Consider the following 12030-nt stretch of genomic DNA (forward strand, 5'->3'; position numbering starts at 1 on the left):
TTCATGGGGTCGATTTTTAAATGGTCATGGACAAACTTGGAAGTTCCTTGCAGGATGCCCTAAAAAAACTGGTAAGTTCCGGAAGGATTGATGAAAAAAGTGTAAACGATGTAGTAAAAGATATCCAGAGGGCATTACTACAGGCTGATGTCAATGTACAGCTTGTTATGAGAATGTCAAAACAGATTAAAGAGCGTGCCCTCAAGGAAGATGTCCCTTCTGGAATGAATCCAAGAGAACATGTTATAAGGATTGTCTATCAGGAACTTATCAACATCATTGGTAAAGGAACCGAAATTAACCTTGAGCCGCAGAGCATAATGATGATTGGTCTGCAGGGTAGTGGTAAAACCACTACAACTTCAAAACTTGCAAGATATTTTCAGAAAAAAGGTTTAAAACCTGCTGTTATTTGTGCCGATACATTCAGACCTGGTGCATACCACCAGTTGAAATCATTGTGTGAAAAAATCAATGTCCCGTTTTACGGTGAAGAGGATAATGAGGATTCAATTGGCATTGTAGAAAGAGGGATGGAAAAACTTGGAAAATATGATGTATTAATTATTGATACAGCCGGTAGGCACTCTCTGGAAGAAGACCTTATTGAAGAGATGGAACAGATACATTCCATTGCAAAACCGGACAAGAAATTGCTGGTTCTTGACGCTGCCATTGGACAGCAGGCCAGTGAGCAGGCAAAAGCTTTCAATGAATCAATTGGGATATCCGGTGTTGTAATCACAAAACTGGATGGTACTGCAAAAGGTGGTGGAGCTCTATCAGCTGTTTCTGAAACAAATTCATCTATCGCATTCATAGGTGTAGGAGAAACAAGCGGTGACCTCGAAAAATTTGAACCTGACCGATTTATATCCAGGTTACTTGGAATGGGTGATATCCGCAGTCTTATAGAAAAAGCCGAAGAGTCACTGAGTGAAGAGGAACTCGATGTTGAATCCATGATGCATGGTCGTTTTACATTAAAAGATATGTACAAACAACTTGAAGCTGTAAATAAAATGGGGCCCCTGAAACAGGTAATGCAGATGATTCCAGGAGGAATGGGACAGAATATATCAGAAGAACAATACCAGGTTACCAGTGAAAAATTATCCCGATACAGAATCATAATGGATTCAATGACAGAAGACGAGATGGATGACCCAAAACTCATCGGAAGTTCCAGAATTAGAAGGATATCAAAAGGTTCTGGAAGCAAACCCGATGATGTTAGAGAACTACTGAAGTATCACAAAACAATGCAAAACGCCATGAAGAATTTCCGCGGAGCGGGCAAATTCAATATGAAAAAGATGATGAAAAAGTTTGGAATGCAGTAAAAACCCCAGACTCAAAATTATCCTGCTTTTATCCTTAAATTCAATAATTTTCGCAGGTTTTCAGGAAGTTCAAGAAAAGTTCTTCACCTTTTTCAGTATGAGCCACTTCTGGATGCCATTGCACTCCATAAACAGGTCTTTCCGGATGTTTCATAGCTTCGATTTCACAGTATTGAGAGCGTGCTAGCCTAATGAAATTATCCGGCATCCTGGTTACCTCATCTGCATGTGATGCCCATGTTGACAGTTTTGGACCCAGTCCTTTTAAAATATCGTTCTCATCTATTACATCTACTTCGATAGATGCGTAGCCACCCTGATTTCCAGTACCACAGTCACCACCAAATGTTTTTGCTATAAGATGGTGCCCAAGACATATTCCAAGTATAGGTACATCGATGTTTTCCACATATTCTCCACAATTGCCTATTCTATCCATTGTAGGTCCACCGCTTAAAATCAGACCTTCTGGTTCTTCAGCAAGAATTTCATCTACTGATAATGTATTTGGTACTATCTTGACATCCATGTCAAGGTCTCTTAAAGTGCGGTGAATGAGGTGACAGAATTGTCCGTAATTATTTACTACAAGGATTTTTAATTCATTCATGATATTTGTTTCTGAGGTAGATGTGATTTATTAATTTTGTGCTGGTTGATTACAAAAACTACAGAAAAAACTTTAAATAATATAACCGTGTTACTGTGTGACATAGTATCACAGTGATTGAATGGTAAATTTAAATTAAAAAGGACGATATAAACAATAGGAGTATAAAAATGACTGAAATAGGCAAAACTATACGGATTGAAAGGATAATGGACAGAGAAAGCAGAAACATGGTTATAATTCCGATGGATCATGGTATAACTGTCGGGCCTATAAAAGGGCTTTCAAATATAAGTGATTCTATAAACAAAGTTGCAGAAGGCGGTGCAAACGCTGTTCTCATGCAGAAAGGTATGGTAAACCACGGGCACCGGGGTTATGGGCTTGATGTAGGACTTATAGTCCATATGAGTGCATCCACATCCCTTGGACCCGATCCCAATGATAAAGTCCTTACATGCACAGTAGAAGAAGCTGTAAAAATGGGTGCTGATGCTGTGTCCATCCATGTAAACATTGGTTCTGAAACCGAAGCTGACCAGTTAAAGAAACTGGGACATGTTGCCAAAAAATGTGATACCTGGGGCATGCCGCTGCTGTCCATGATGTACCCAAGGGGTAAAAATATCCAGGATTCAAATGACCCGGAACTTGTTGCTCATGTTGCAAGAGTTGGAGCTGAGCTTGGTTCTGATGTTATAAAAACAAATTACACAGGTGACCCCGAATCATTCAGGGATGTTGTTAAGGGCTGTCCTGTACCTGTTATAACAGCAGGCGGACCCAAAACTGAGACAGACAGGGAATTTCTGGAGATGATACACGGATCTATAAAAGCCGGTGCAAGAGGGGTTGCCATCGGAAGAAACACATTCCAGCATGATGACCCTGTCAACATGACCAGAGCTATAACTGAAATCGTACATAAGAACAAATCCGTGGAAGAATCTCTGGAAATGCTCAAATGATTTCGAAAATATAAAATCAGTTTAAACCAATAGGTCAACCATGAGTAATAAAAACAAATCCATCTGGATAAAAGCTGATAAGAGCAACTGGGACAGTCGTAAGGGCAGAATCACTAACGGACTTGAATCAGGTGCAGATTGTGTACTTGTCAATTCAGAAGATGTGGAAAAAGTCAGGAAACTGGGCAACATTACTGTTGCAGCATTTGGTGATGCAAAATCCGATGCTGATATAGTGGTTGTCGGAAAAGGAGGAGAAGGTGACGGTACAAAACCACTTCCGTCTGATTTTTCCGGGTCATGGGATATAACAACTATAAACCAGCTGAAAGAGAAAGGTAAAAAGGTTGCAGGATATGTGGTCATTAAAAATAAGGATTATGAGAATTTTGCTGTAGAGCTGGGAGAAATCTGCGACTACGTAATTACCATCGGTATAGACTGGCAGGTAATTCCACTTGAAAATCTGATTGCAAAACTGCAGGATAAAGATGTACAAATCATTTCGGGAGTAAAAACTGCAGATGAAGCAAAAATTGCTCTGGAGACACTTGAACACGGTTCTGATGGCGTTTTACTCGATTCGGATGACCCGAATACAATCAAAGAAACCACTGCAACTGCTGAAAAATCAGAAATTGCAAAAACAGAACTTACTCCTGCGGTAATAACCCGAATTGAGCCGGTTGGAATGGGTGACAGAGTATGTGTAGATACCTGCAATTTGATGCAACGGGGAGAAGGAATGCTTGTTGGTTCGCAGTCAAAGGGTCTTTTCCTAGTACATTCTGAATCTGAAGAGAGTCCCTATGTAGCATCTCGACCGTTCAGGGTTAATGCTGGTGCAGTTCATGCCTATGTACAAGTAAGTGATAAAACCAGATACCTTTCCGAACTTGAATCAGGAGATGAAGTTACCATAGTAGATGCAGAAGGAAATCAAAAAACAGGAATCGTCGGCAGAGTGAAAATTGAGCGAAGACCTTTGATGCTTGTTGAAGCTGAAGCAGATGGTGTGGTTTTAAGGACCATACTGCAAAATGCGGAGACCATAAAACTGGTGGATAAAGACAAAAACCCTGTTTCGATTTCTGACCTGAAAAAAGGTGATGAAATACTTGTACATCTTGAAAAGGGTGCAAGGCACTTTGGTACCAAGGTGAATGAAACTATAATTGAAAAATAAAACTGATGATGGGGGTATACAAATAGGGGTCTCAATTGGAGAAGTCGACCTGCAAAAAAAAACAGGTATTGTCGCATCAATAGGTGGAGAGCCTGTGGATTCATCTATAACAGCAAAACAGCTGGGTGCTGATATACTGGAAATTCGATTTGACTTGCTAAACATCCTAACATCTGAAGATGCTTGGGATACTATAGAAAAAATCAGGTCCAAGGTAAATTTACCTTTTATTGCTACTTTGAGATCCAGAGAAGAAGGAGGTAACTGGTCTGGAACTGAAAGGGACAGGATAAACCTTTTATTGGATATTATACCATCAGTGGATGCAGTAGATATTGAACTATCGGCACCTGAGAAAAATTGGGTGATAAAAAGTGCCGGTAATGCAGATGTAACTGTTATTGTTTCATCACACAAATTTACATCCACACCTTCTGTTAAAGAAATGTATGCGGTACTGGATAGATGTCATGACAGTGGCGCAGATATTGCAAAGCTGGCAATGATGCCGGAAACCATGCAGGATGTTTTAGACATGTTGCAGGTAACCATCGATTTTCCGAAGCCTATCTCAACCATTTCTATGGGAGAACTTGGAAAACATTCAAGAATAATATCTCCATGTTATGGTTCTGTCCTCACTTACGGTTCTGTTACCAGTGCAGTTGCACCCGGACAATTGAGGATTGATAAATTAAAGGAATGCATGGAGATGGTTTTATGAAAAAAGTTTTTGGTGTATTTGGTGACCCTGTAGAACATTCACTATCTCCGGTAATGCATAATGCAGCATTTTCAGAACTTGGCATGGACAATGTATACCACGCCTTTAGAATCAGGAAAGATTCACTTAAAGAGGCACTGATAGGTGCCGGTGCAATGGGATTTGGTGGAGTTAATATTACCGTCCCTCTCAAACAGGAAGCGCTCAAAATTGTTACTGCTGACCCCCTGGCTGCAAGGATTGGAGCGATAAATACTGTAGATTTTGAGGACAAAAACAAAATCTGGGGATACAACACCGATGGACTGGGTGCAAAACATGCACTTTCAGATGCCGGTGTTGACATCGATGGTAGAAAAATAATGGTTCTTGGGGCCGGGGGGGCTGCCAGAGCGATAAGTTTCCAGTTTGCAAATGATGGTGCAGAATTAATCATTGCCAATCGTACAGAAAATAAAGCAATTGAACTCGCAGAAGATGTCAGAAGTATCGGTGATGCAAGAGGCACCAGGATTTCAAATTTAAAAGAACTGATTGCAGATTCCGACATTCTTATAAATACAACCACCGTCGGAATGCACCCCTATACAGACAACACTATTGTAACCGGTGACCAGATGCATCCTGAACTCGTTGTTTTTGATATTGTATATAACCCACTGGAAACCCGACTTTTAAAGGAAGCAAAATCTGCAGGTGCTACATCGATTAACGGGTTGATGATGTTTGTGTATCAGGGTGCAGAAGCTTTCAAAATCTGGACTGGTGTGTATCCACCGATAGAAACCATGAAAAATGCAGTCATGGAGGAGCTGAAAGGTTGAACAAACGCATCCTGATAATCGGTGGTACCGGTGAGATGGGTCAATGGTTTGCCAGGTTTTTCAAAAGACATGGATATCAGGTCACACTGTGGGGTAGAAGCCGGCGTGTGGATATTGCTGATAAGATAGGTGTTAATTTTGCCATTGACCTTGACATAGCTATCCAGGAAAATGATATCGTTATTGTGTCAGTACCCATCGATATCACTGAAAAAGTAATTTCTGAGACTGCTCCAAAAATGAAACCCGGCAGTTTGCTGATGGATTTTACATCGATAAAATCAAAACCTGTTGAAGCCATGAAAAAATATGCACCAGAAAATGTTGAAATCCTTGGAACACATCCAATGTTTGGACCTTCAATACCGAGTTTATATGGTCAGATAGTTATAATGACACCGATACCCGATAGATGTGATAATTGGTTCCCTATTATGAAATCCCTTTTTGAAGACAATGGTGCACATATAGAAATAATCAACCCGAGAGAACATGACAGGTTTGTTTCAGTGGTACAGGGGCTCACCCATTTTGCATATATAACCATCGGATCTACTTTTAAAAGGCTGGATTTTGATGTTTCTGAATCCAGAAGGTTCATGAGTCCTGTGTATGACATAATGATTGATTTTGTGGGTAGAATCATCGGTCAAAACCCCTATTTATATGCACTTATACAAATGGAAAATCCTGAAGTTTTAAAAGTACATGAAGCATTTAAAAAAGAATGCAACAACATTTCCGAAACTGTTAGACAGCATGATGTAGAAAGTTTTGTAGAAAATATGAAATCTTCAGCATCTCATTTTGGTGATACCACATCAGCTCTGCATCGTTCTGACAAAATCATAAACTCGAAACTGCAGGAATTTGACCAGATTGCCGGATTTATCGGAAAAGAATGTGGGCTTGAACACAGATACTCAGGAACTATACATGTTGGTACCATTGAAAAAGTGAAACCAAGGAATGTGATTTTATCCAAATCATACCAGAAAAAAACCGTCTCACTTAAAATTGAAAATATCCGTCTTCTATCCGAAAGCGAACTAAGGGAATGGAAAATCAGGAACCTGAAACACATTACAAGAGATATATCAGTTTTTATTCCAGTCAATGCTGTCCCTGAAACTATCATGAAAGTTATTTCCAGTAACGATAAGATTGTAAATACTGAAATTATTGATACGTTTTCAGGTTTTAAAAATACTGAAAAACTAAGTGTAACATACAGGATGACAATTCTGGGAGATGCAGACCCGAACAGTGTCCAGAAAGATATCACAAGGTTGCTAGAAGGTCTGGGATGTGAGCCCAGAAGTTAAAATAAAAAAAATGTTAATCAAATCTGGCTTACAAGGTGTTCAAGCGCTTTTTCAGGGTCTTCTGCCTTAACAATACCAGAAGCCAGCAAAACTCCTGCAGAACCAAGGTCAAGTGCGGCTTTTAAATCTTCGCCTTTGGATATCCCTGCACCACAGAGAACCTTTACATCCGAATTTATGTTTTTAACCGCATCTACAGAACCCTTAACAACCTGTGGGTCTGCGCTTGAAACCGGTACACCTGTACCTATGAGTTCGGGTGGTTCAATTGCCACATAATCAGGACCAAGGGAAGCCGCTGAAGCACTGGTTTCCACATTATTGGTACAAACTATTGTATAAAGACCTGCTTCATTTGCTGCTTTTACCGAGTAATCAATGTCTGCAAGTGTTAACCTTCTTTCTGAATGATTAATCAGTGTTCCGACTGCACCGGCATCTTTTACACACTGTGCCAGAATCTGACCTGTATGACTCCCTGCACCGATTCCATCGATATGTTGTGAATACACCGGCACATCTACCTGTGATGCCACACGGTATATGTCACAGAACTGAGGTGCAACCGCTATACCTACATTATACCTTTCTGCAACATCCCTGCAGGCTTTGGCAATTGTTACTGCCTTTTCTCCTGTTCCCTGTAGATAGGTTTTTAGATTTACCACTATTACAGGTGTTTTATCTGATTTCATTTATACCCCTCCTGAATAAATAATAGATGTGGATAACATCCACATTTTAAAAATCAGTCATTACTCTATACTGGTCGATTTCCGGTTTATTCAGGACATCAAGGAAATTCTCAGCCACTTGACGGACATCCTTGGCATTTGTGATTGCTCTTCCAGCCACCACAACATCTGCACCGGCTTTTAGAGCCTCTGGTATTGTATCAACACGTATACCACCTGCGACAGCAACCATTATCTTTGGTGACAGTTCCTTGATTGCATCGATGCTTCCCCATGCATATTCGGTTTCTTCCACATCAATTGCCCGATGAAGTTCGACAATATCAGGAAGTTCATCCAGTTGTTTGAGTACTGACATCGGATCCGGTTCATTGAGTGTATCCATAACCACATAAATACCAGTCTTGTGGGCTTCATTAATTGCTTTGTTAATGGTAGACACCGGTGCCAGTGCTGATACAACTATCGCATCTGCTGTAGCATCTGACACCATACGTGCTTCAAGGTTTCCGGTATCCAGTGTCTTTAAATCCGCAACTATAAACGCATCGGGTTTGACTTCCCTGAGACGTGATACAACATCCACACCGTAGCGTTTGATTAGAGGTGTCCCCGCTTCTAGTATCAGATGGTCGCTTTGTGGCAGTTGAGATATTATATTCTTCACTGCATCAAGGTTTGGATTATCCAGTGCAACCTGTAGATATGGTGGGTCCCACAACCTTGTTACTTTGAATCCCATGATAGCATGCATACTCTTGTCCTTTTCTTCAAATACCGTGTCAATATCTGGGAATTCATCCATTGCACGTCTGAGTGCAAGTTTGGTAGCCCCATAATTGTATCTGTAGATTTTGTTATAATCAGATGCTTTAGGATGTATAAACACACTTGCAACCAGTACAAGCTCTTCAGCTTTGTCCTTTGGTATGATTCCATCTTCAACCGAATCTGCGACTGCTTTTGCTACAGCTGCCTGTGCCGGTCCAAATATCTGTTCTGCCTGTTTCATATTGTGCACAGTGACCTTTGGTACAATCAATGTAGATGGCTTGGTAGGCAGATTTGGACGTATAACAGAAAGCATGGGAGTATGTCCCGCAGACAACTGTGTCATACCTGTCGCAAACGCCTGTCCTACCGGTCCATCCTTGTCACCAACCATAAGGTCTACATGTGCAAGTTCTGGTTCTTCACCTATTAATGCTTCTCCAACCAATAACATAGTACACCAACATTTTGTTTTTTTATTATAGATATTGTAAATTGATAAACATTAGATTAATTTTGGACATAAATCATTCAAAACACATGAATCACATTTGGGTGATACCGGACGACATGTATTTTGACCAAAGCGTACAAACAATTCGTTAATCTGGTTCCACAAACTTTCAGGAACTGTGTTTTTAAGTTCATCTTCTGTCTGCTCAGGTGTTTTTGTGTCAACCATGCCAAGACGGTTTGATATTCTGTGAACATGGGTATCTACAGCAATTGCTTTTTTGCAAAATGCATATGTTAGCACACAATTTGCTGTTTTTCTACCAACACCCGGGAGTTTCAGAAGGTCATTGATATTATCTGGAACCTGTCCATTATACTCATCCAGTATCATCCCAGATATGTATTTAATACGGTGGGTTTTCACACGATAAAAGCCTACATTTTTTATCAAACTTTCTATTTCATCTTCATCAGCATTAATCAATTCTTCCGGCGAATTGAATTGTTTGAAAAGGTTTTCAGCTGCAGAATTTGTTTCACTGTCACGTGTCCTCTGAGATAGCACAGTTGTAATCAGTACATAAAAAGGATCATTGTTCTGGTAATAGAAAATATCAGGATATTCGTTTCCAAGACGTTTCAGGACCTTTTCAATACTCATTAGTCTGGTCTAAAATCATAATGGTATAAAATTCTTTGCTGTATAATACGGCATTCTTGGCAACAGCCATTTTATAAATGATGCGTATCCGGAACCACCGGTCACCAGATGGATAAATCGATAAAGCATAGGTTCGTTTGTTGCAAGCATTTTTGCAAAAACATCAGGGTAGCGGTAAAATATTCTTGACAGCATGTATGAATATTTCAGATTGTCACCAAACTCATAATCACATCTATCCTGATAGTTGTAGAGTAATGATTCTGAAAAATTATTTTTTTGATAAGCATCGATTAGAGTTTCAGCAGCCAATTTACCGGATATTATCGCATAGGATATACCCTCACCTAGAAATGCATCTACAAATCCTGCAGCATCACCTGCAAGCAGAACACGGTTGTTGCAGATCCTTCTTTTGATGCCGCCTATCGGTAGAAAATGCCCTCTGGGTTTTACATAATCAAACCCAAGACCAGATATAAAATCATTATAGGATTTGAGTGGTTTTGATGTTTTTACTGCATTAATCCCACCAATTCCTACTGACAAATATTTATCCTTGGGAAATATCCAACCATAACCCTTTTTAACTTTATCAAAATGAAATTCAACAATATCTAAGATATTTTCATCAACATATTCACCAGATACCGGTATTTCTGCAGCAAGTGAAAATGCAATCTCATCTGATTTGAATCTGGGTCTCACACATCTGGCACAGACACTGCTCACACCATCTGCACCTATTAAAGCTTTTGATTTAAATACACCTGCAGTGGTATTAACTTCTACAAAATCACGTTTTACGTCCACGGATTTTACACGGGTATTTTGAAAGAGTGCTGAACCTGAATCAACGGCTTTTGAAGTAAGATAATTATCAAATTCTTTTCTGGAAACCATTGAAGCGACCTGTCTTTCTGAACGGGACTCAAGAACATGTCCGCCATATCTTACTCTTGCTCCAAAACACTGCCTTTTTACCAGATGTTTTGGTATGTCATAGTCAAGGCTTTTTAATGCCTGACTGGATACAGCCCCTGCACAGGTTTTATCCCTTGGAAGGTTATCTTTTTCAATAATCAGCGTGTTCAATCCTGCTTCTGAGGTATATTTTGCAGCTGTTGAACCTGCTGGACCAGCTCCAACTACTATAACATCCTGCATGAAATATAAAAATAGAAAGACTAATATTTGAAAATTGGCATGAATTACAGATTGAACACTTAATTGACTATACCATATTTATAATAATAACCATATTCGATGTTAGCTTGTTTGCAATTAACTTATAGGCAAAAAACATATCTGTGGATTTGTAAGGGCCTGTAGTCTAGATGGTCATGACGTCGCCTTCACACGGCGGAGGTCTCGAGTTCGAATCTCGACGGGCCCATCTCTGTTTTCTGATTGAATGATACTTGGCTGCTTACGGAGAATAAGGTTTCTGAATTCTTCGATTTGAGATTCGAGGATTTTAATTTTTTCATCTACATTTATTTCTTCATTTGGTTGTACAACTTTTATCTCACCATCAAAATCTTCATCCAAAGAAATTAAGAAGAAAGTTTTCCCATCCTTATCGATTTTGTAAATCTGTGCAGTTTCTCCAATTAAGTGCGCATAGAATTGTGGAAGCCTTAACAATGGATATTCAAAATTTGTTTTAGCTCTATGCTTTGTAATTTTTGATTTGCCAATAAGTTTCATTATTTATAACCCCTTTAATAACTATAAGTTGTACAACTTTTGTATAACTTTCTGTATAGTTTTATTTATAATGCTTACGTAAAAACATCATATTCAAAAACAGATGTTACCAACGTAACGAAAAAATCGATAATTTAGTTAAAATGAGATGGAAAGAAGCATTAGAAAACATTAATTGGGACTGATGTCAAATTAAGGTCAGACCGATCGTAACTTGTTAACTTTGCTCCTCCTTTTTTCTATGTCATAAATTACTTTAGGTAATGCATAGATAAAAATTTTCGACATGATTTTGAGCTTCAGATAATTCAAATATTCGTAAATTGAATAAATGACTGTAACTAACATAAATAATGCTATGAATATTAAAGCTTTAAAATCATCTGACAATAAAAAATAATTTATAGAAAGTAACATTAATAATGACATTGTAAAGAATGGAGTAATAAACAAAATTATCCACGTAAACTTTTTGTTAAATTTATATGATTCATAACTTTCCTTTTTATTAAAATTATTTTCTATATAATTTAACTTATAAACCATAGAATCAAATATCTTTATATGAAAACTATGTTTATTACTTGCATATGTATATATTTTACTTAATAGGCCAGGTACATTCTTTTTTTCAGATTTATATGAATTAATAAGTTTACCTAATTCAGTACGAAGTCGTATTATTTCATATTTATTTTCAATTAGTTGGGGTGTTAATTTTTTTCTAATCTTGTAATTTATTTCCAATTTTGTCTTA

The 12030-nt window shown here is 38.6% G+C and carries 12 protein-coding genes and 1 tRNA gene; 7 read left to right on the forward strand and 6 right to left on the reverse strand.

Translation table 11 applies throughout. The annotated features are described in order from the left end of the window. Nucleotides 1–20 precede the first annotated feature (20 nt). Nucleotides 21–1343: a signal recognition particle protein Srp54 gene (locus tag ACLFMM_RS02360; RefSeq protein WP_410807110.1), complete on the forward strand. Its 1323-nt coding sequence runs from the start codon at nt 21–23 to the stop codon at nt 1341–1343. Nucleotides 1344–1383: 40 nt separating this feature from the next. On the opposite strand, the gene ACLFMM_RS02365 is transcribed toward ACLFMM_RS02360, so the two are convergent. After that, the gene (locus ACLFMM_RS02365; RefSeq protein WP_410807111.1) at nt 1384–1953 is read right to left on the reverse strand and encodes a GMP synthase subunit A; all 570 of its coding nucleotides are present in this window, start codon (nt 1951–1953) and stop codon (nt 1384–1386) included. 170 nt (nt 1954–2123) lie between these two features. Here ACLFMM_RS02365 and ACLFMM_RS02370 point away from each other — a divergent pair, with 170 nt between their 5' ends. From ACLFMM_RS02370 to ACLFMM_RS02390, 5 genes are read left to right on the forward strand one after another with little or no spacing between them, the layout of a single operon-like run. Next, entirely contained in the window at nt 2124–2921 is a 798-nt protein-coding gene (locus ACLFMM_RS02370; protein ID WP_410807112.1) for a 2-amino-3,7-dideoxy-D-threo-hept-6-ulosonate synthase, read from the forward strand. 40 nt (nt 2922–2961) lie between these two features. Further along, on the forward strand, nt 2962–4107 hold the full coding sequence (locus tag ACLFMM_RS02375) for a 3-dehydroquinate synthase II (RefSeq protein WP_410807113.1): 1146 nt from the start codon (nt 2962–2964) through the stop codon (nt 4105–4107). Further along, nucleotides 4097–4831, forward strand: coding sequence for a type I 3-dehydroquinate dehydratase (gene aroD, locus ACLFMM_RS02380; RefSeq protein ID WP_410807114.1), 735 nt, complete (start codon nt 4097–4099; stop codon nt 4829–4831). The genes ACLFMM_RS02375 and aroD overlap by 11 nt, the downstream gene beginning before the upstream one ends. Then, nucleotides 4828–5655, forward strand: a complete 828-nt coding sequence (gene aroE / locus ACLFMM_RS02385; RefSeq protein WP_410807115.1) for a shikimate dehydrogenase — start codon at nt 4828–4830, stop codon at nt 5653–5655. Before aroD ends, aroE begins: the two co-directional genes overlap by 4 nt. Then, nucleotides 5589–6980 (forward strand): prephenate dehydrogenase, encoded by a 1392-nt coding sequence (locus ACLFMM_RS02390; protein ID WP_410807123.1) that lies wholly within the window; start codon nt 5589–5591, stop codon nt 6978–6980. The genes aroE and ACLFMM_RS02390 overlap by 67 nt, the downstream gene beginning before the upstream one ends. Before the next feature lie 17 nt (nt 6981–6997). On the opposite strand, the gene tpiA is transcribed toward ACLFMM_RS02390, so the two are convergent. The 4 genes from tpiA to ACLFMM_RS02410 are packed head-to-tail and all read right to left on the reverse strand — an operon-like array spanning nt 6998 to nt 10730. After that, nucleotides 6998–7675 carry a triose-phosphate isomerase gene (tpiA, locus tag ACLFMM_RS02395; protein WP_410807116.1) on the reverse strand — a complete coding sequence of 226 codons (678 nt, stop codon included), beginning with the start codon at nt 7673–7675 and terminating at the stop codon, nt 6998–7000. 46 nt (nt 7676–7721) lie between these two features. Beyond that, nucleotides 7722–8900: a bifunctional 5,6,7,8-tetrahydromethanopterin hydro-lyase/3-hexulose-6-phosphate synthase gene (locus ACLFMM_RS02400; RefSeq protein WP_410807117.1), complete on the reverse strand. Its 1179-nt coding sequence runs from the start codon at nt 8898–8900 to the stop codon at nt 7722–7724. Nucleotides 8901–8951: 51 nt separating this feature from the next. Then, a complete protein-coding gene (locus tag ACLFMM_RS02405; RefSeq protein ID WP_410807118.1) occupies nt 8952–9563 on the reverse strand; it encodes an endonuclease III domain-containing protein in 612 nt (203 codons plus the stop codon). A 15-nt stretch (nt 9564–9578) separates the two neighbouring features. Further along, nucleotides 9579–10730, reverse strand: coding sequence for a geranylgeranyl reductase family protein (locus ACLFMM_RS02410; RefSeq protein WP_410807119.1), 1152 nt, complete (start codon nt 10728–10730; stop codon nt 9579–9581). Between the two features lie 155 nt (nt 10731–10885). Between ACLFMM_RS02410 and ACLFMM_RS02415 the strand changes: the two genes are divergently transcribed. Continuing rightward, nucleotides 10886–10959 (forward strand) — tRNA-Val (locus tag ACLFMM_RS02415). 512 nt (nt 10960–11471) lie between these two features. On the opposite strand, the gene ACLFMM_RS02420 is transcribed toward ACLFMM_RS02415, so the two are convergent. Then, the coding region (locus ACLFMM_RS02420; protein WP_410807120.1) for a hypothetical protein at nt 11472–12030 on the reverse strand (559 nt) is incomplete at its 5' end.

Origin of the sequence: Methanohalobium sp. (assembly GCF_046546175.1) — an archaeon.
Taxonomy (GTDB): Archaea; Halobacteriota; Methanosarcinia; order Methanosarcinales; family Methanosarcinaceae; genus Methanohalobium.

Bases quoted from the DNA above. Each gene is read 5' to 3' on its own strand.
- ACLFMM_RS02360 (WP_410807110.1), top strand. From the start codon at position 21: ATGGTCATGGACAAACTTGGAAGTTCCTTGCAGGATGCCCTAAAAAAA.
- ACLFMM_RS02365 (WP_410807111.1), bottom strand. From the start codon at position 1,953: ATGAATGAATTAAAAATCCTTGTAGTAAATAATTACGGACAATTCTGT.
- ACLFMM_RS02370 (WP_410807112.1), top strand. From the start codon at position 2,124: ATGACTGAAATAGGCAAAACTATACGGATTGAAAGGATAATGGACAGA.
- ACLFMM_RS02375 (WP_410807113.1), top strand. From the start codon at position 2,962: ATGAGTAATAAAAACAAATCCATCTGGATAAAAGCTGATAAGAGCAAC.
- aroE (WP_410807115.1), top strand. From the start codon at position 4,828: ATGAAAAAAGTTTTTGGTGTATTTGGTGACCCTGTAGAACATTCACTA.
- tpiA (WP_410807116.1), bottom strand. From the start codon at position 7,675: ATGAAATCAGATAAAACACCTGTAATAGTGGTAAATCTAAAAACCTAT.
- ACLFMM_RS02400 (WP_410807117.1), bottom strand. From the start codon at position 8,900: ATGTTATTGGTTGGAGAAGCATTAATAGGTGAAGAACCAGAACTTGCA.
- ACLFMM_RS02405 (WP_410807118.1), bottom strand. From the start codon at position 9,563: ATGAGTATTGAAAAGGTCCTGAAACGTCTTGGAAACGAATATCCTGAT.
- ACLFMM_RS02410 (WP_410807119.1), bottom strand. From the start codon at position 10,730: ATGCAGGATGTTATAGTAGTTGGAGCTGGTCCAGCAGGTTCAACAGCT.